Source organism: Streptomyces sp. NPDC046876 (assembly GCF_040645035.1).
Taxonomy (GTDB): Bacteria; Actinomycetota; Actinomycetes; order Streptomycetales; family Streptomycetaceae; genus Streptomyces.
Genome location: NZ_JBEYXK010000002.1, coordinates 105,256 through 121,919, shown reverse-complemented (window position 1 = coordinate 121,919; position 16,664 = coordinate 105,256). Strand labels below are relative to the sequence as shown.

General features: G+C 73.6%; 16 protein-coding genes. 13 read left to right on the top strand and 3 right to left on the bottom strand.

The features are described 5' to 3' along the window. The first annotated feature begins 18 nt into the window (after positions 1-18). Complete coding sequence (locus ABZ924_RS02250; RefSeq protein WP_361902690.1) at positions 19-1,368, top strand: LLM class flavin-dependent oxidoreductase; 1,350 nt, start codon at positions 19-21, stop codon at positions 1,366-1,368. A gap of 95 nt (positions 1,369-1,463) precedes the next feature. On the opposite strand, the gene ABZ924_RS02245 is transcribed toward ABZ924_RS02250, so the two are convergent. Continuing rightward, positions 1,464-2,201, bottom strand: coding sequence for a DUF2470 domain-containing protein (locus ABZ924_RS02245; protein ID WP_361902687.1), 738 nt, complete (start codon positions 2,199-2,201; stop codon positions 1,464-1,466). Positions 2,202-2,427: 226 nt separating this feature from the next. Between ABZ924_RS02245 and ABZ924_RS02240 the strand changes: the two genes are divergently transcribed. The 4 genes from ABZ924_RS02240 (at position 2,428) to ABZ924_RS02225 (ending at position 5,256) form a co-directional block, all read left to right on the top strand. After that, positions 2,428-2,823, top strand: coding sequence for a cell division protein SepF (locus ABZ924_RS02240; protein ID WP_361902684.1), 396 nt, complete (start codon positions 2,428-2,430; stop codon positions 2,821-2,823). A gap of 67 nt (positions 2,824-2,890) precedes the next feature. Continuing rightward, positions 2,891-4,189 carry an ATP-binding protein gene (locus tag ABZ924_RS02235; RefSeq protein ID WP_361902681.1) on the top strand — a complete coding sequence of 433 codons (1,299 nt, stop codon included), beginning with the start codon at positions 2,891-2,893 and terminating at the stop codon, positions 4,187-4,189. Positions 4,190-4,308: 119 nt separating this feature from the next. After that, positions 4,309-4,650, top strand: a complete 342-nt coding sequence (locus tag ABZ924_RS02230) for a nucleotide pyrophosphohydrolase (RefSeq protein ID WP_361902961.1) — start codon at positions 4,309-4,311, stop codon at positions 4,648-4,650. Positions 4,651-4,770: 120 nt separating this feature from the next. Further along, positions 4,771-5,256 carry a DUF6099 family protein gene (locus ABZ924_RS02225; RefSeq protein WP_361902678.1) on the top strand — a complete coding sequence of 162 codons (486 nt, stop codon included), beginning with the start codon at positions 4,771-4,773 and terminating at the stop codon, positions 5,254-5,256. 193 nt (positions 5,257-5,449) lie between these two features. On the opposite strand, the gene ABZ924_RS02220 is transcribed toward ABZ924_RS02225, so the two are convergent. After that, complete coding sequence (locus ABZ924_RS02220; protein ID WP_361902973.1) at positions 5,450-5,716, bottom strand: hypothetical protein; 267 nt, start codon at positions 5,714-5,716, stop codon at positions 5,450-5,452. 230 nt (positions 5,717-5,946) lie between these two features. Here ABZ924_RS02220 and ABZ924_RS02215 point away from each other — a divergent pair, with 230 nt between their 5' ends. Then, a complete protein-coding gene (locus tag ABZ924_RS02215) occupies positions 5,947-6,870 on the top strand; it encodes an LLM class F420-dependent oxidoreductase (RefSeq protein WP_361902675.1) in 924 nt (307 codons plus the stop codon). Positions 6,871-6,886: 16 nt separating this feature from the next. Continuing rightward, positions 6,887-7,786, top strand: a complete 900-nt coding sequence (mmuM, locus tag ABZ924_RS02210) for a homocysteine S-methyltransferase (protein ID WP_361902672.1) — start codon at positions 6,887-6,889, stop codon at positions 7,784-7,786. A 33-nt stretch (positions 7,787-7,819) separates the two neighbouring features. Here the strand turns inward: mmuM and ABZ924_RS02205 are convergent, their stop codons facing one another. Beyond that, positions 7,820-8,242 (bottom strand): hypothetical protein, encoded by a 423-nt coding sequence (locus ABZ924_RS02205; protein ID WP_361902669.1) that lies wholly within the window; start codon positions 8,240-8,242, stop codon positions 7,820-7,822. Between the two features lie 215 nt (positions 8,243-8,457). On the opposite strand from ABZ924_RS02205, the gene ABZ924_RS02200 reads away from it, so the two are divergent. The 6 genes from ABZ924_RS02200 to ABZ924_RS02175 all read left to right on the top strand — a co-directional run bounded on the left by ABZ924_RS02200 (position 8,458) and on the right by ABZ924_RS02175 (position 16,664). Further along, positions 8,458-9,972, top strand: a complete 1,515-nt coding sequence (locus tag ABZ924_RS02200) for a 3' terminal RNA ribose 2'-O-methyltransferase Hen1 (protein WP_361902667.1) — start codon at positions 8,458-8,460, stop codon at positions 9,970-9,972. Next, positions 9,969-12,545: a polynucleotide kinase-phosphatase gene (locus ABZ924_RS02195; RefSeq protein ID WP_361902664.1), complete on the top strand. Its 2,577-nt coding sequence runs from the start codon at positions 9,969-9,971 to the stop codon at positions 12,543-12,545. The genes ABZ924_RS02200 and ABZ924_RS02195 overlap by 4 nt, the downstream gene beginning before the upstream one ends. Positions 12,546-12,703: 158 nt before the next feature. Further along, complete coding sequence (locus tag ABZ924_RS02190) at positions 12,704-13,204, top strand: hypothetical protein (RefSeq protein WP_361902661.1); 501 nt, start codon at positions 12,704-12,706, stop codon at positions 13,202-13,204. 87 nt (positions 13,205-13,291) lie between these two features. Continuing rightward, complete coding sequence (locus ABZ924_RS02185) at positions 13,292-14,518, top strand: arginine deiminase (protein ID WP_361902658.1); 1,227 nt, start codon at positions 13,292-13,294, stop codon at positions 14,516-14,518. 189 nt (positions 14,519-14,707) lie between these two features. Further along, the gene (gene argF, locus ABZ924_RS02180; RefSeq protein ID WP_361902655.1) at positions 14,708-15,727 is read left to right on the top strand and encodes an ornithine carbamoyltransferase; all 1,020 of its coding nucleotides are present in this window, start codon (positions 14,708-14,710) and stop codon (positions 15,725-15,727) included. Positions 15,728-15,836: 109 nt separating this feature from the next. Then, positions 15,837-16,664: an enoyl-CoA hydratase family protein gene (locus tag ABZ924_RS02175; protein ID WP_361902652.1), complete on the top strand. Its 828-nt coding sequence runs from the start codon at positions 15,837-15,839 to the stop codon at positions 16,662-16,664.

The window sequence follows — 16,664 nt, the reverse complement described above, 5'->3', positions numbered from 1 at the left end:
CGAGGAGACGAACCCACCATGACCGCGACCACGACCACGACCGCGACCGCAGCCCGGACGCTCCACCTCAACGCCTTCCTGATGAACGCCGGCCACCACGACGCCGCCTGGCGCCACCCGGACAGCAGCCCCGAACGCGTCACCGACCTGCGCTACTTCCAGGAGCTGGCCCGTACCGCCGAGCGCGGGCGGCTCGACTCGATCTTCTTCGCCGACGGCCTCGCCCTGTGGGGCAAGGCCCGCTACAACGCCCTCGGCGGCTTCGAGCCGCTCACCCTGCTGTCCGCGATCGCCGCCGTCACTGAGCACATCGGGCTCATTGCGACCGTCTCCACCACCTTCAACGAGCCCTTCCACCTGGCCCGCAAGTTCGCCTCGCTCGACCACATCAGCAACGGCCGCGCCGGCTGGAACATCGTCACCTCCGGCAGCGTCGACGAGGCCCGCAACTTCGGCCGGGAGGAACACCTCGAACACAGCCTCCGCTACGACCGGGCCCGCGAGTTCCTCGACGTGGCCACCAAGCTGTGGGACAGCTGGGAGGACGGCGCGATCGTCCTGGACAGGGAGCGCGGCATCTACGCCGACACCGACAAGCTCCACCCGGCCGCCCACCGCGGCGAGCACTTCGCCGTCGCGGGGCCGCTCAACGTGCCCCGCTCTCCGCAGGGCTACCCGCTCCTGGTGCAGGCTGGCTCCTCCGAGGACGGCAAGGAGTTCGCCGCCCAGTACGCGGAGGCCGTCTTCACCGCCCAGCAGACCCTCGCCGACGCGCAGACCTTCTACAAGGACCTCAAGTCCCGCCTGCCCCGGTACGGCCGCAGCGAGGCCGACCTGCTCGTCCTGCCGGGCATCGCGCCCGTCATCGGCTCCACCGAGGCCGAGGCGAAGGCCCTGGAGCGGCAGCTCACCGAGCTCCAGGTGCCCGAGTACGGGCTCGCCCAGCTGTCCGGGATGCTCGGCGTCGACCTGACCGGGCTCCCGCTCGACGGCCCGCTGCCGGACCTCCCCGAGGAACGGGACATCAACGGCAACAAGAGCCGCTTCACGCTCGTCGCCGAGCTGGCGCGGCGCGACGGCCTGAGCCTGCGCGAGCTGATCGCCCGCCTCGGCGCGGGCCGCGGCCACCGGGTGTACGCGGGCACGCCCGAGCAGATCGCCGACCAGCTCGAGGAGTGGTTCACGCAAGGCGCCGCCGACGGCTTCAACGTCATGGCGCCGGTGCTGCCCACCGGGCTCACGGACTTCGTCGACCACGTGGTGCCGATCCTGCAGCGCCGCGGCCTGTTCCGCACCGAGTACACCGGCACCACCCTGCGCGAGAACTACGGCCTCCCCCGCCCGGCCAACCGCCACGCGGCGCAGTAGCCCCAACGGCGGGGGCATTCCGGCCCCGCCGGCGTTTGAGGCGCGGGGTTTGGGGGCGGAGCCCCAAGGGACCCGGCTCCGCCGGGCCGACGCCCTCAGGCGGGAAGGGTGTTGTGGTGCGAGCGGCGCCGGGCCGCGCTGAGCAGGGCCTGGATCTGCGCCCCCGACTGCTCGACGTCGTCCAGCGGCGAGGGGAACGGCAGCCGGACGTCGCGGTGCCCGCGCCGCTCCTCCACGCGGAGGGTGAGCCCGTAGCGGTCCATGGTGAGCGGCAGCGCCCGCACCAGGACCGCGCCGGGCCGCGGCGCGACTAGGCGCAGCAGCAGCGTGACGAGTTCGGCATGGTCGTCGAGGAGGTGCGTGAGCATGCCCGCCTCGTACGGGGCCAGTGGGTCCGGCCGCGCCGCTTCGAGCTCGTCGAGGCCGATGTACGCGCGGCCCTCGGCGGTCTCCAGGACGGCCCGGCCGAACTCCATGCAGGTCGACGCGGGTGCGTCGGGGCCGGCCGGATCGACGGTGCCGTCCGCGTACGGGGTCAGGAGCCGGCCCAGGATCGTGACCCGGGCGCGGACCCGGTCCCGTACGGGGGTGGGGGCGACGTCGGTGAACTCCAGCCGCACCGCGTGCCGGTGCTCGGCGTGCCCGCCCGGCTCGGCGGGGTGCAGGTGCAGCCGCCCCAGCGGATCGGTGCCGTCGAGGTGGCGGACCTCGCGGCGGAGCCCGTCGGTGACCACGGTCATGGAGTGGGCGGCGGCCAGGACCGACCGGACCCGCTCGGCGTCGGTCGGACGGCGGACGGCGGCCGGGGTGTCGGGGGCACCGGGCATGCGCATGCGGATCTCTCCAGGGACGTCGGACGGACGGAACGAACCAGAACGAACGGAACGAACGGGCAAACGACAGCAGACCGCTCTACTTAGGTATGCCTAACCTAACTCATCTCTCTCCGGGTCGGCACCCCCGCGTGCCCAGACGCCCGCTCGTGTCGTTGTTGGGCTGAACGGGTGAAACACGAGAGGATGGGGGGATGCACATGAAGCGCACGGCCGAGGCGGCCCGGTGAGCAGGTACGACGTCACGGACGAACAGTGGGAGGGGCTCGCGCAGGTGGTCCCCCTGCGCAGTCGCAACGAGTGGCCCTCCCGGGTGGACCACCGCACGATCCCCACGGCCCCCGAAGCGGCGGCTGCGGAACAGCGGCGCTTCGTCGTGATCCGGGTCCAGGTCTTCGCCGACGCGCGGGAGGTGGCCGAGTACCTGATCGCGCAGATCCCGGTGCTGCTCGACCTCACCGGCGCCGACACCGAAGTGGCCAAGCGGATCCTCGACTTCAGCAGCGGAGTCGTCTTCGGGCTCGGCAGCGGGATGCACCGGGTCGACCGGAACGTTTTCCTGCTCGCGCCCGTCGGGACCGAGGTCGAGGGGATCGCGGCCGCCGCCGTCCCCCGATCGTAGGAAGGTCGCCGCGACGGAACGGTTCACCGGGCCCGCCGGGGCCCCGGCGGCCCGTACCGTCCGGCGCATGGACGCCACTTCGGCCGCCGCGTTGCCGGCGGCCCCTCCGCCACGCCCTGCCGGACCCCGTTCCGCCGCGCCGGCCGCCGTCCCCGCGCCGGCCGCCGCCGTCGGGGCCACGGCTGTCGGGGCCGTCGTCGCCGGCGGGGCCGGGAGCCTGGGCGCGGGTGGGCAGGAGGGCCCGCACCAGCGGCCCGTCGTCACCGAGTTGCGGCTGTCCGCGTACGGGGCGCACCGCGGGGCCGTGTTCCCGCTCGGCCCCGTCGCCCTCTTCGCCGGGCCCAGCGGCAGCGGCAAGTCCCAGGCCCTCGCGGCCTACGGGGCCCTCGCCGCCCTCGGCTCCGGCGCCACCCTGGCCGAGGCCTTCCCGGACGCGGCGGCCCGCATCCCCGAGCGGGCCCCCGCCGACGCGCAGGGGCGGCGCGGCTTCCGCATCGGCTGCACCGTCGACGGCCCCGCCGGCCCGGTCCGCCTCGACCTCGCCGTCCAGGCCGAACCCGCCCTGCGGATCGCCGGCGAGCGCCTCACCGCCGGCGGCGAGATCCTGCTCGCGACCGCACTGCGCGACCCGGGCCGCCGCTCGGTGCAGGCGGCCTGGCCCGCCGGCGGCTCCGCCGGCCTCACCCGGGCCGCGATGCCCGACGACCGCCTCGTCACCGCCCTGCTCCCGCTCCGCGTGGCCGGTGCCACCGCCGCCCAGCGGCAGGTCCTCGCCGCCGCCGAGCAGACCGTGGTGGCCCTGCGCTCGGTGTTCGCCTGCGACCCGCGCCCCGAGGCGATGCGGAACCCCGTCCCGCCGGGGGAGGGCCGGCTGCGCGGCGACTGCGCCAACCTGGCCGACGTGCTGCGCCGGACCCGGCACGAATGCGGCACCCGCCACGCCCTGCTGACCGCCGCGGCCCGCACCGCCTGCGCGGGCCCGGTGCACGGCCTCGGCGTACGGGCCCCGGCGGGCGGCCCCGTCACGGCGGTGCTGGACCGCGGCCCCGGCCGGCCCGCGACCGAGCTGGCCCGGCTCGGCGCCGGCGAGCTCCGCTTCCTCGCGCTGGCGCTGGTCCTGCTCACCGGCCCCGGAGTCCTCGCCATGGACCCCGCGGCCGAACTCCCCTCCGCCCGGCAGGCGCTCACGGTCCTCGCCGACGGCTTCGACGCCGCCATGGACCGCCGGCAGAACGCCGAGCTGCTGCGCCTGGCCCTGCTGTCCTGCGCCCGCGGCCACGTCCGCCTGGTCGCGGCGGTCGGGCAGGAGACCGCGGCGGCCGCCCGCGGGGTCCCCGGGGCCACGGTGGTAGACCTGGGGGCATGAGCGACACGCACGGCACGCACGACATGCACGAGACGAACGAGACGAACGAGACGAACGAGACGAACGAGGAGCCGCAGTCGGGCGGGCCCGAGGGGCGGCCGGGCGGGCCGGAGGAACGGCTGCACCGACTGCAGCGGCGGCTCGCCGACTTCGCGGCGGCGCGCGGCTGGGAGCCGTACCACACGCCCAAGAACCTGGCCGTGGCGCTGAGCGTGGAAGCGGCCGAACTGGTCGAAATCTTCCAGTGGCTGACCCCGGAGCAGTCGGCGGCGGTCATGGAGAAGGAGGAAACCGCGCACCGGGTGACCGACGAGGTCGCCGACGTGCTCGCGTATCTGCTGCAATTCTGTGAGGTCCTGGGGGTGGATGTGCTGGATGCGCTCGCCGCGAAGATCGAGAGGAACGAGCTCCGCTTCCCGGTGGCGGGGGATCCGACCTCGGATCGTCACTCTTCGGAGTGACGGCGACATCCACAACCATGTTTGTGTCCACAGATTTCCGAATACCCCTGGCTTTACTGGCTCATTGCCCTCACTCTGGGTAGTGAGAACGGCGGATGTCGTGCGGACGGGGGACGGCATATGGATGCGGTACGGCTCATCGCGGCCGGCCGGCACGCGCTGGCACAGAGCGGGGCGGCGATGGACATCGTGGGCGAGGCCTGGCAGACCCAGGCGCTCACGCAGGGGATGGGCAACTGGCTGGCGGTCAGCGGACCGCGGGAGCTGAGATCGGAGGCACGGGGGCTGGGGGAAGCGGGAGGCAGAGGCTGCGGGGTGTTCGACAGAGCCGCCCTGAGCGAGGGGGACCGCGTACCGGAGGGCCCGCCGAGAGCGGTGCAGCTGACGGGGATCGCGGATGTCCGGCAGGCCATGCTCGGGCTTCAGGCGCTGCTCGGCGAGGTGGGCATCGCCCTGGTCGGGGTGGCGTGCGGGACGGACGACGAGAGCCTGTACTGGCAGTGCATAGAGTCCATAGACGCGGCCGACGAATCGAGTGACCGGGTCCGCGCGATCCTGCGCCGGATCGTGATCCGGGAGCGGGGGTCGGCCTCGGGCGTGGCCTGACCCGGCGGCGGCCGACCGGCGTCGGCCCCGTCGCGCCCGGCGGGACCCGCGGCCGGACCGGCCGGAGCGGCAGGCCTGATCGGGTTCGATCGGGCCGATCGGGCCCGTTCCGGCGGTTCGAGCCGCTCGGAGAGATCGGGGCGATCGGAGCGGTCGGACCCGATCAGAGCCGTTCGGGATCGTTCAGGGCCGCTCAGAGCGAACGGGGGGCGGGCTGATCGGTCTCGGGAGTGCGGCTGCCCGGGGTCAGCGGTGTGCCGGGGGTGCGGTCCGCGGAGGACTGGAGGTCGGCGTCGAGCTGCGACAGGTCGGCGTTGAGGGCGGCCATCAGCTCTTCCATCTGCTGGAGCAGGCCCTTCGGCGCGCCGCCGGCGGGGGCTGCCGCGGTCTCCCGGCGGTCGTGGTCGTGTGCTGCCTGTCCGGTCTGTCCGGGATGCTCGGGCGCGGACTCGTAGGACATGGCGGCCTCCTCGGCCCTGGCCCTTCCGAAGCGGAAGGGTGCGGTGGACGTGCCGGCGAAAGGCCGCCGGCGCGCGGGCCGGGCGGTCCGGCTCCGTCCGAGCAACGATCACCCTCCGGCGCCGGTCACTGGCCGGGCCGGGGGCGGGCGCAGGGTTGACGCAGATTCACCCTGCCGGGGTGGAGCGCGGGCGCCTCGCAGCGGCTCCCGGGAGGGGCAGGATGGAAGGCATGGACCTCCGTATTTTCACCGAGCCCCAGCAGGGCGCCGACTACGACACGCTCCTGGCGGTGGCCAGGGCCACCGAGGAACTCGGGTTCGATGCGTTCTTCCGCTCCGACCACTATCTGAAGATGGGCGCGGGCGACGGGCTGCCCGGGCCCACCGACGCCTGGATCACCCTCGCCGGGCTGGCCCGCGAGACCAAGCGGATCCGCCTCGGTACGCTGATGACCGCGGGCACCTTCCGCCTGCCCGGGGTCCTCGCCATCCAGGTCGCACAGGTCGACCGGATGTCGGGCGGGCGCGTCGAACTCGGCTTGGGCGCCGGCTGGTTCGAGGAGGAGCACAAGGCGTACGGCATCCCCTTCCCGGCGGAGCGCATGGCCCGGCTCGAGGAGCAGCTGGCCGTCATCACCGGCCTGTGGGCGACCGAGCCCGGAGCCACCTTCGACTACACCGGCACCCACTACCGGGTGGAGGGCTCGCCCGCCCTGCCCAAGCCCGCCCAGGCCAAGGTGCCCGTGCTCATCGGCGGCCACGGCGCCCGGCGCACCCCGCGCCTCGCCGCCCGGTACGCGGACGAGTTCAACATGCCGTTCGCGTCGATCGCCGACAGCCGGATGCAGTTCGGGCGCGTGCGCCGGGCCGCCGAGGAGGCCGGCCGCAAGCCCGACGACCTCGTCTACTCCAACGCCCTCGTCGTCTGCGTCGGCAAGGACGACGCGGAGGTCGCCCGCCGCGCCGCCGCCATCGGCCGCGAGGTGGACGAGCTGAAGGCCAACGGCCTGGCCGGCTCGCCCGCCGAGGTCGTCCACAAGATCGGCGCCTACGAGGCCATCGGCTGCTCCCGCATCTACCTCCAAGTGCTCGACCTCGACGACCTCGACCACCTGGAGCTGATCTCGGCCCAGGTCCTGTCGCAGCTCGGCTGAGGGAGGTGGAGGACCCGTGCCCCGTGCGTCCGGCCCGCTCGCCGAAGCCCTCTCGCGCCGGACGGTCGTCCTGGACGGCGGGCTCAGCAACCAGCTCGCCGACCAGGGCTGCGACCTGTCCGGCGGCCTCTGGTCGGGCCGGGTGCTCGCCGAGCGGCCGGACCAGGTCGAGTCCGCCCACACCGCCTACGCGCGGGCCGGCGCCGAAGTGCTGATCACCGCGAGCTACCAGGTGGGGTACGAGGCCTTCGCCGCCCACGGCTACGGCCGCGCCGAGACCACCGCCCTGCTGCACCGCAGCGTCGCCCTCGCCGCCCGGGTCGCCGAGGCCGCCGACCACGGGGTGTGGGTCGCCGCCTCCATCGGCCCGTACGGGGCGGTGCTCGCCGACGGCTCCGAGTACCGCGGCCGGTACGGCCTGGGGCGGCGCGAGCTCGCCGCCTTCCACCGGCCCCGCATCGAGGCCCTGCTGGAGGCCGGCCCCGACGTGCTGGCGGTGGAGACCATCCCCGACGCCGACGAGGCCGGGGCGCTGACCGCCGTCCTCGCCGAGACCGGGGCCACCGCCTGGATCAGCTACACCGTCGCCGCCGGCCGGACCCGCGCGGGCGGCCCCCTCGCCGAGGCCTTCGCCCTCGCCGCCGAGTCCCCGCAGGTCATCGCGGTCGGCGTCAACTGCTGCGACCCCCAGGACGTGCTGCCCGCACTGGAGGCCGCCGCCTCCGTCACCGGAAAGCCGCTGCTGGCCTACCCCAACGACGGCTCCGTGTGGGACGGGGCCACCGGCACCTGGCGGTACCCGCCCGCCCCCGCGCCGTGGCCCACCGCCGCCTGGCAGCGCACCGGCGCCCGCCTCATCGGCGGCTGCTGCCGCATCGGCCCCGACCGGATCGCCGCACTGGCCGCCGGGCGGTGACCGCGGCCCGATCCCCCGGGCTGTCGGAGCCCGCTACACGCCCCCGAGGTCCCAGCGTTCGCCGAGCACCCCGGCGCCCGACGCGACGAGGGCGGTCATCTCCGCCTCGACGGCGGCGAGTTCCTCGGGCCGCCCCGCCACGGCCAGCTGTTCGCGGTAGTGGACCAGCGAGGTGAGGAGCAGCTGCGTCCGCCCGGGCTCCAGCGCGCACATCCGGCGGGCGGCGGCCACGGACTCGGCGCGCAGGGCGAGCGCTATCGCGGGCCGGTGGGCGAACTCCTGACGGCTGTACCCGAACAACGCGACCGCCAGCAGGGGCAGATAGGCCAACGGGCTCACCTGGACCAGAACGCGATAGGCGGCGACCTGCCGGGCGACCGGCAGGGTCCCCGATGCGAGGAGCGCCACCCGGGCCCGCAGCACGGCGTCGTGATTGATCTTCTCCGTGGGATTCATGAGGGAGATTCTGAAAGCCGCACAGGGGCCCAAACAAGGGCAATCGGCTGTGCCCTTCGTCCTACGAAAACGGCCTCTGACCTGTCATGATGGATACGTCTTCACCCCTGCGCCCCGGATCCCGGCGGCCGGCCCGCCACGGCAGTGCACGCGAGCCCGCCCGCGTGCACAAAACCCGTTGGTCCGACCCGTGGCGCGAGCACATACTCAGGCGCATGTTCCTGACGATCACCACCACCGGCACCGCCGCGGACCCGGCGACTGACCTGGGCTTTCTGCTGCACAAGCACCCGGGGAAGGCGCAGGCGTTCGCCACCTCCCACGGCAGCGCCCACGTGTTCTACCCCGAGGCCACGGCCGAGCGCTGCACGGCGGCGCTGCTGCTGGAGGTGGACCCCGTCGCCCTCGTGCGGCGCGGTCAGGGCAAAGGCTGCGGCGGTGCGCCCGACGCCGCACTCGCGCAGTACGTCAACGACCGGCCGTATGCGGCCTCCTCGCTGCTCGCCGTGGCGCTCGGCAAGGTCTTCCGCAGTGCGCTGAACGGCAGGTGCGCCGCCCGCCCCGAGCTCGTGGACCGGGTCCGCCCGCTGAGGATCGAGATACCGGCCCTGCCCGCACGCGGCGGCCCGGAGCTGGTGCACCGGCTGTTCGACCCGCTCGGCTGGGACCTCGTACGCCCGGAGCCGGTCCCGCTCGACGAGCAGTTCCCCGAGTGGGGGGACTCCCGGTACGTGCGGCTCGTCATGGAGGGCGAGCTGCGGCTCACCGACGCGCTGCGCCAGCTGTACGTCCTGCTGCCCGTGCTCGACGACGCCAAGCACTACTGGGTCGCCCCGGACGAGGTGGACAAGCTGCTGCGGGCCGGCGACGGCTGGCTCGCCGCCCACCCCGACAACGCCCTGATCACCTCCCGCTACCTGGCCCGGCACAAGCGGCTCACCCAGAGCGCCCTGGAGCGCCTGGAACTGGCCCGCCTCGCCGAGGCCGACGGCAGCGAGGCCGAGGAGCTCGACAACGCCGTCGACGAGACCACCGACACCGAGGAGCGGCCGGTCCCGCTCGCCGTGCGGCGCCGCGAGGCCGTCCTCGCCGCGCTGCGCTCCGCCGGCGCCGCCCGCGTCCTCGACCTCGGCTGCGGCCAGGGCCAGCTGGTGCAGGAGCTGCTGAAGGACGTCTCCTTCACCGAGATCGTCGGCGTCGACGTGTCCATGCGGGCCCTCGGCACCGCCGCGCGGCGGCTGCGGCTGGAGCGCATGGGGGAGAAGCAGGCGCAGCGCGTGCGGCTGCTGCAGGGGTCGCTGGCCTACACCGACAAGCGGCTGGCCGGCTACGACGCGGCCGTGCTCAGCGAGGTCATCGAGCACCTGGACCTGCCGCGGCTACCGGCCCTGGAGTACGCGGTGTTCGGCTCGGCCCGCCCCCGCACGGTCCTCGTGACCACCCCGAACGCGGAGTACAACGTGCGCTGGGAGAGCCTGCCCGCCGGACACGTCCGGCACGCCGACCACCGCTTCGAGTGGACGCGCGCGGAGTTCCGCGAGTGGGCGGGCGCCGTCGCCGGACGGTACGGGTACACCGCGCAGTTCGTGCCCGTCGGGGACGAGGACCCCGAGGTCGGACCGCCCACACAGATGGCTGTCTTCACCCTGGCCGCCGGCGACACCACCCACACGGCCGACACCGACACCGGCACCGGCACCGACACCCCGAAGGAGGGCGAGGCGGCATGACCACCACCGACACCACCCCGGCCGGCACCACCGGCACCCACCGCGTGCTGCCCGTCACCGACCTGTCCCTCGTCGTCCTCGTCGGGGCCACCGGCTCGGGCAAGTCCACCTTCGCCCGCAGGCACTTCAAGCCGACCGAGGTCCTCTCCTCCGACCACTGCCGCGGCCTGGTCAGCGACGACGAGAACGACCAGGGCGCCAGCAAGGACGCCTTCGACGTCCTGCACTACATCGCCGGCAAGCGCCTGGCCGCCGGCCGCCTCACCGTCATCGACGCCACCAGCGTCCAGCAGGAGGCCCGCCGCCAGCTCGTCCGCCTCGCCCGCGAGCACGACGTGCTGCCCATCGCCATCGTCCTCGACCTGCCCGAGGCGGTCTGCGCCGAACGCAACGCCGCCCGCCCCGACCACGCCCACCTGCCCCGCCACGTCATCCAGCGCCACCGCCGCGAGCTGCGCCGCTCGCTGCGCGGCCTGGAGCGCGAGGGCTTCCGCAAGGTGCACGTACTGCGCTCCGTCGAGGAGGTGGAGAGCGTCGAGATCGTGCGCGAGAAGCGCTTCAACGACCTCACCCACCTCACCGGCCCCTTCGACATCATCGGCGACATCCACGGCTGCTCCTCCGAGCTGGAGACCCTGCTCGCCAAGCTCGGCTACGAGGACGGCGCCCACCCCGAGGGCCGTACCGCCGTGTTCGTCGGCGACCTCGTCGACCGCGGCCCGGACAGCCCGGGCGTCCTGCGCCGCGTCATGGGCATGGTCGCCTCCGGCAACGCCCTGTGCGTGCCCGGCAACCACGAGAACAAGCTCAGCCGCTACCTGAAGGGCTCCAAGGTCCAGCTGACCCACGGCCTCGCCGAGACCGTCGAGCAGCTGGCCCGCGAGCCCGAGGAGTTCGTCTCCGAGGTCCGCGCGTTCATCGCCGGCCTCGTCAGCCACTACGTCCTCGACGGCGGCCGGCTCGTGGTCTGCCACGCCGGGCTGCCCGAGAAGTACCACGGCCGCACCTCCGGCCGCGTCCGCTCCCACGCCCTGTACGGGGAGACCACCGGCGAGACCGACGAGTTCGGGCTGCCCGTGCGCTACCCGTGGGCCGAGGACTACCGCGGCAAGGCGGCCGTGGTCTACGGACACACCCCCGTCCCGGACACCTCCTGGATCAACAACACCATCTGCCTCGACACCGGGGCCGTGTTCGGCGGCCGCATGACCGCGCTGCGCTGGCCCGAGCGCGAACTGGTCGACGTCCCGGCCGAGAAGGTCTGGTACGAGCCGGTCAAGCCGCTCGCCGCCGCTGCGCCCGACGGCCACGAGGGCCGCCCGCTCGACCTGGCCGACGTGCACGGCCGCCGCACCGTGGAGACCCGCCACCTGGGCAACGTCGCCGTCCGCGAGGAGAACGCGGCCGCCGCCCTTGAGGTCATGAGCCGCTTCGCGGTGGACCCGCGGCTGGTGCCGTACCTGCCGCCCACCATGGCCCCGGCCGCGACCGCCGCCGACGGCTCCTTCCTGGAGCACCCGGCGCAGGCGTTCGCCCAGTACCGGGCCGACGGCATCGCCCAGGTGGTCTGCGAGGAGAAGCACATGGGCTCCCGCGCCACCGTCCTGGTCTGCCGGGACGCCGAGGCGGCGCGGACCCGCTTCGGCACCGACGGCGCCGCCACCGGCTCCGTCTACACCCGCACCGGCCGGCCCTTCTTCGCCGACCCCGCCACCACCGAGCAGGTCCTCGACCGGATCCGCCGGGCGGTCACCGCCGCGGGGCTGTGGGAGGAGCTCGCCACCGACTGGCTGCTGATCGACGGGGAACTGCTGCCCTGGTCGCTGAAGTCCGCCGGCCTGCTGCGCCACCAGTACGCGGCCGTCGGCGCGGCCTCCCGCGCCGTCTTCCCGGACGCCCTCGCCGCCCTGGACGCGGCCGCCGCCCGCGGCGTGGACACCGGCGGCCTGGCCGACCGCCAGCGGGACCGGGCCGCCGACACCGCCCGGTTCACCGAGGCCTACCGGCGCTACTGCTGGACCACGGACGGGCTGGACGGCGTACGGTTCGCGCCGTTCCAGCTGCTGGCCGCGGCCGGGCGGTCGCTGGCCGCGGTGCCCCACGACGAGCAGCTGTTCTGGATCGACCGGCTGGTCGACGCCGACGAGGCCGCCGGCACCGGGCTGCTGCGGCGCACCGCCCGGATCCTGGTCGACCCGGCCGACGAGGACTCCGTACGGGCGGGCACCGACTGGTGGCTGGAGCTCACGGCCGCGGGCGGCGAAGGCATGGTCGTCAAGCCGCTCCAGGCGTATGCCCGGGACGCCAAGGGGCGCCTGGTCCAGCCGGGCATCAAGGTGCGCGGCCGCGAGTACCTGCGGATCATCTACGGCCCGGAGTACACGCGTCCGGAGCAGCTGGAGCGGCTGCGCGGGCGGTTCCTCGGGCACAAGCGGTCCCTGGCGCTGCGCGAGTACGCACTCGGACTGGAGGCCCTGGACCGGCTGGCGGCCGGCGAGCCGCTGTGGCGGGTCCACGAGCCGGTGTTCGCGGTGCTGGCCCTGGAGTCGGAGCCGGTCGACCCGCGGCTGTGACCGCGGGCGCCGCCCCGGCGTAAAGCGAGTGCCCCCGTACGGCCCCTAATTAGGTCGTATGGGGGAACTTTCCCCGGGAACGCCGGGAAAACCGCGGGCGGGATCGTTCATCCAGGGCAGCGGAATGTCCGCGACCCTGGAAGGACGGAACGTCACCTATGAAGATGACCGCGCGCGGAAGCCTTGCGGCGCTCATGACCTGTATGGCCGCGGCGGGCGCGGCCACCCCGGCCGCGGCCGACGCGGTGCCGGTGTCGGTCCCGCTGGACGCCGTGAAGACCACCCTGGGCGTGGACACGCCGCGCGTGGGCACCGGCGTGCCGGTACCGGTCGTCGGCGCCCCGGAGGTCCGCCACCACTCGGGCGACCTGCTCCCCACCTCCCTCGTGCCCGTGGTGCCCATCGGCACCGACCTCGGCAGCACCCTGGTCAGCACCCCGGTGCCGAACCTGCTCGGCGACCCGGCCACCGACGCGGAGGGCGGGCTGGAGGCGCCGGCCACCCCCCTGCGCGCCAAGACCCCCGGCGTGGTCCTCGGCGGCCTGCTGACGGCGCCGGACGCCGGCAACGCGGGTGTGCCGAACCTGGCCAAGCCCGAACTCGGCGTGATCGCCCCGGAGCTGATCGGGACCCCGTCGGCGCTCCTCGGGCTGCACTGACCCGCGCGGCGCGGCCCGCCGGGGCCTCTGCCCGGAACTGGTCGAACGCCACGTCAAAAAGCCGTCCGGTCTGCGAACGTGTACGCCATGGGATTCCATGTCGACTCCGAGGCCGGACGGCTTCGCCGCGTCATCCTCCACCGGCCCGATCTGGAGCTGAAGCGGCTCACTCCGAGCAACAAGGACGCACTGCTCTTCGACGACGTGCTGTGGGTGCGCCGGGCCCGCCAGGAGCACGACGGATTCGCCGACGTGCTGCGGGACCGGGGTGTGGAGGTGCACCTCTTCGGCGATCTGCTGCGCGAGGCCCTGGACATCCCCGAGGCCAGGCACCTGGTCCTGGACCGGGTCTTCGACGAGAAGGAGTACGGGCCGCTCGCCACCGACCACCTGCGGGCGGTGTTCGACGGGCTGCCGCCGGCCGACCTCGCCGAGGCCCTGGTCGGAGGGATGACCAAGCGCGAGTTCCTCGAACGGCACGCCGAGCCGGTCTCCGTCCGCTTCCACGCCATGGAACTCGACGACTTCCTCCTCGGCCCGCTGCCCAACCACCTGTTCACCCGCGACACTTCGGCCTGGATCTACGACGGGGTGTCCATCAACGCCATGCGCTGGCCGGCCCGGCAGCGCGAGACCGTGCACTTCGAGGCCATCTACAAGCACCACCCGCTGTTCACCGCCTCCGGTGCCTTCCACTACTGGTCGCAGGGCCAGGCCGACTACCCCTCGACCATCGAGGGCGGGGACGTGCTCGTCATCGGCAACGGCGCAGTGCTGATCGGGATGAGCGAGCGGACCACGCCGCAGGCGGTGGAGATGCTGGCGCGGGGCCTGTTCGCGGCCGGGTCGGCTACCACGATCGTGGCCCTCGACATGCCGAAGAGGCGGGCCTTCATGCACCTGGACACCGTGATGACGATGGTCGACGGGGACACGTTCACCCAGTACGCGGGCCTGGGCATGCTGCGCTCGTACACCATCGAGCCGGGCGCCGGGCTCCAGGAGCTGAAGGTGACGGACCACCCGCCGGAGCACATGCACCGGGCCGTCGCGGCGGCCCTCGGGCTGGACTCGATCCGGGTGCTGACCGCGACGCAGGACGTGCACGCGGCGGAGCGCGAGCAGTGGGACGACGGCTGCAACGTCCTCGCGGTGGAGCCGGGGGTGGTCGTGGCGTACGAGCGGAACGTGACCACCAACACGCACCTGCGCAAGCAGGGCATCGAGGTCATCGAGATCCCCGGCAGCGAGCTCGGGCGGGGCCGGGGCGGCCCGCGCTGCATGAGCTGTCCGGTGGAGCGGGACCCCGTCTGAAGGCCCGCTCGGGTCAGTCCGGGCCGGTCCGAGGAGGCCGGGCGGCGCCCTACCAGGCATGATCGGAAGACCACGAGGAGGGAGGGGCGAGGAGGCGAGGCGAGGAACACAGGGGGCGGGCTGTATATGAATACAGATGTTCGTATAGACTTCCAGGCATCCCCTGTCGTCCCACCCTGGAGTACGCCCATGGCCACCGACCTCCTCGGCCGCAGTTTCCTCAAGGAGCTCGACTTCACCGCCGGCGAGTTCCGCGGCCTGGTCGAACTGGCCGCCGAGCTGAAGGCCGCCAAGCGGGCCGGCACCGAGCAGCGGCGCCTCCAGGGCCGGAACATCGCGCTGATCTTCGAGAAGACCTCGACGCGCACCCGCTGCGCGTTCGAGGTCGCCGCCGCCGACCAGGGCGCCCACACCACCTACCTCGACCCCGCGGGCTCCCAGATCGGCCACAAGGAGTCCGTCAAGGACACCGCCCGCGTGCTGGGCCGGATGTTCGACGGGATCGAGTACCGCGGTGACAGCCAGGAGGCCGTCGAGGCGCTCGCCGAGCACGCCGGCGTGCCCGTCTTCAACGGGCTCACCGACGAATGGCACCCCACCCAGATGCTCGCCGACGTCCTCACCATGACCGAACACTGCGCCAAGCCGCTGGACCGGATGGCTTTCGCCTACCTCGGCGACGCCCGCTTCAACATGGGCAACTCCTACCTGGTGACCGGCGCCCTGCTCGGCATGGACGTCCGCATCGTCGCGCCCAAGGCCTACTGGCCGGCCGAGGACGTCGTGGCCCGGGCGAACGAGCTCGCCGCCGCGAGCGGGGCCCGGATCACCCTGACCGAGGAGGTCGCCGAGGGCGTCGACCGGGCCGACTTCGTCGCCACCGACGTGTGGGTCTCCATGGGCGAGCCCAAGGAGGTCTGGGACGAGCGGATCGCCGCCCTGGCCCCGTACGCGGTCACCATGGACGTGCTGCGCGCCACCGGCAACCCGGACGTGAAGTTCCTGCACTGCCTTCCGGCCTTCCACGACCTGGGCACCAAGGTCGGCCGGGAGATCCACGAGCGGCACGGCCTGGAGTCGCTGGAGGTCACCGACGAGGTGTTCGAGTCGGCGCACTCGGTCGTCTTCGACGAAGCCGAGAACCGGCTGCACACGATCAAGGCCGTACTCGTCGCCACCCTCGCCGCCCCTGCCCCCGCAGCCGCATAACCACCGCATACTCATGCGGGCGGGAGCGGCGCCCGTGCTCGCGGCATCGGCCGATCGGCGTATCGCGTTTCTGTGACGGAAGTCATGACGCGGTGATACCGTCGATGCCGTGAGCCCCTTCATCGGTTCCACACCAGCGACCGAACGGTGGCGCCACCTGCGGGTGAGCCGGCAGGACGGCGTGGCCACCGTCACCCTCGACCGCCCCGAGAAACTCAACGCCCTCACCTTCGGCGCCTACGCGGACCTGCGCGACCTCCTCGCCGAACTCTCCCGCGAACGCTCCGTGCGCGCCCTCGTCCTCGGCGGCGAGGGCCGTGGCTTCTGCTCCGGCGGCGACGTCGACGAGATCATCGGCGCCACCCTCGCCATGGACACCGCCCAGCTCCTGGACTTCAACCGGATGACCGGCCAGGTCGTGCGCGCCGTCCGCGAATGCCCCTTCCCGGTGATCGCCGCCGTGCACGGGGTCGCCGCCGGCGCCGGGGCCGTCCTCGCCCTCGCCGCCGACTTCCGCATCGCCGACCCCACCGCCCGCTTCGCGTTCCTCTTCACCCGCGTCGGCCTCTCCGGCGGGGACATGGGAGCGGCCTACCTGCTGCCCCGCGTCGTCGGCCTCGGCCACGCCACCCGGCTGCTGATGCTCGGAGAGCCCGTACGCGCCCCGGAGGCCGAGCGGATCGGGCTGCTCAGCGAGCTCACCGAGGAGGGCAAGGCCGACGCCCGGGCCGCCGAACTCGCCACCCACCTCGCCGCCGGACCCGCCCTCGCCTACGCCCAGACCAAGGCCCTGCTGACCGCCGAGCTCGACATGCCGCTCGGCGCCTCCGTGGAGCTGGACGCCAACACCCAGGCCCTGCTGATGAACGGCCAGGACTACGCCGAGTTCCACGCCGCCTTCACCGCGAAGCGGCCCCCGGAGTGGAAGGGCAGGTAG

Excerpts from the sequence above, each read along its gene's own strand:
- ABZ924_RS02250 (WP_361902690.1), top strand. The coding sequence starts at position 19 with ATGACCGCGACCACGACCACGACCGCGACCGCAGCCCGGACGCTCCAC.
- ABZ924_RS02245 (WP_361902687.1), bottom strand. The coding sequence starts at position 2,201 with ATGCGCATGCCCGGTGCCCCCGACACCCCGGCCGCCGTCCGCCGTCCG.
- ABZ924_RS02235 (WP_361902681.1), top strand. The coding sequence starts at position 2,891 with ATGGACGCCACTTCGGCCGCCGCGTTGCCGGCGGCCCCTCCGCCACGC.
- ABZ924_RS02225 (WP_361902678.1), top strand. The coding sequence starts at position 4,771 with ATGGATGCGGTACGGCTCATCGCGGCCGGCCGGCACGCGCTGGCACAG.
- ABZ924_RS02220 (WP_361902973.1), bottom strand. The coding sequence starts at position 5,716 with ATGTCCTACGAGTCCGCGCCCGAGCATCCCGGACAGACCGGACAGGCA.
- ABZ924_RS02215 (WP_361902675.1), top strand. The coding sequence starts at position 5,947 with ATGGACCTCCGTATTTTCACCGAGCCCCAGCAGGGCGCCGACTACGAC.
- ABZ924_RS02205 (WP_361902669.1), bottom strand. The coding sequence starts at position 8,242 with ATGAATCCCACGGAGAAGATCAATCACGACGCCGTGCTGCGGGCCCGG.
- ABZ924_RS02200 (WP_361902667.1), top strand. The coding sequence starts at position 8,458 with ATGTTCCTGACGATCACCACCACCGGCACCGCCGCGGACCCGGCGACT.
- ABZ924_RS02195 (WP_361902664.1), top strand. The coding sequence starts at position 9,969 with ATGACCACCACCGACACCACCCCGGCCGGCACCACCGGCACCCACCGC.
- ABZ924_RS02190 (WP_361902661.1), top strand. The coding sequence starts at position 12,704 with ATGAAGATGACCGCGCGCGGAAGCCTTGCGGCGCTCATGACCTGTATG.
- ABZ924_RS02185 (WP_361902658.1), top strand. The coding sequence starts at position 13,292 with ATGGGATTCCATGTCGACTCCGAGGCCGGACGGCTTCGCCGCGTCATC.
- argF (WP_361902655.1), top strand. The coding sequence starts at position 14,708 with ATGGCCACCGACCTCCTCGGCCGCAGTTTCCTCAAGGAGCTCGACTTC.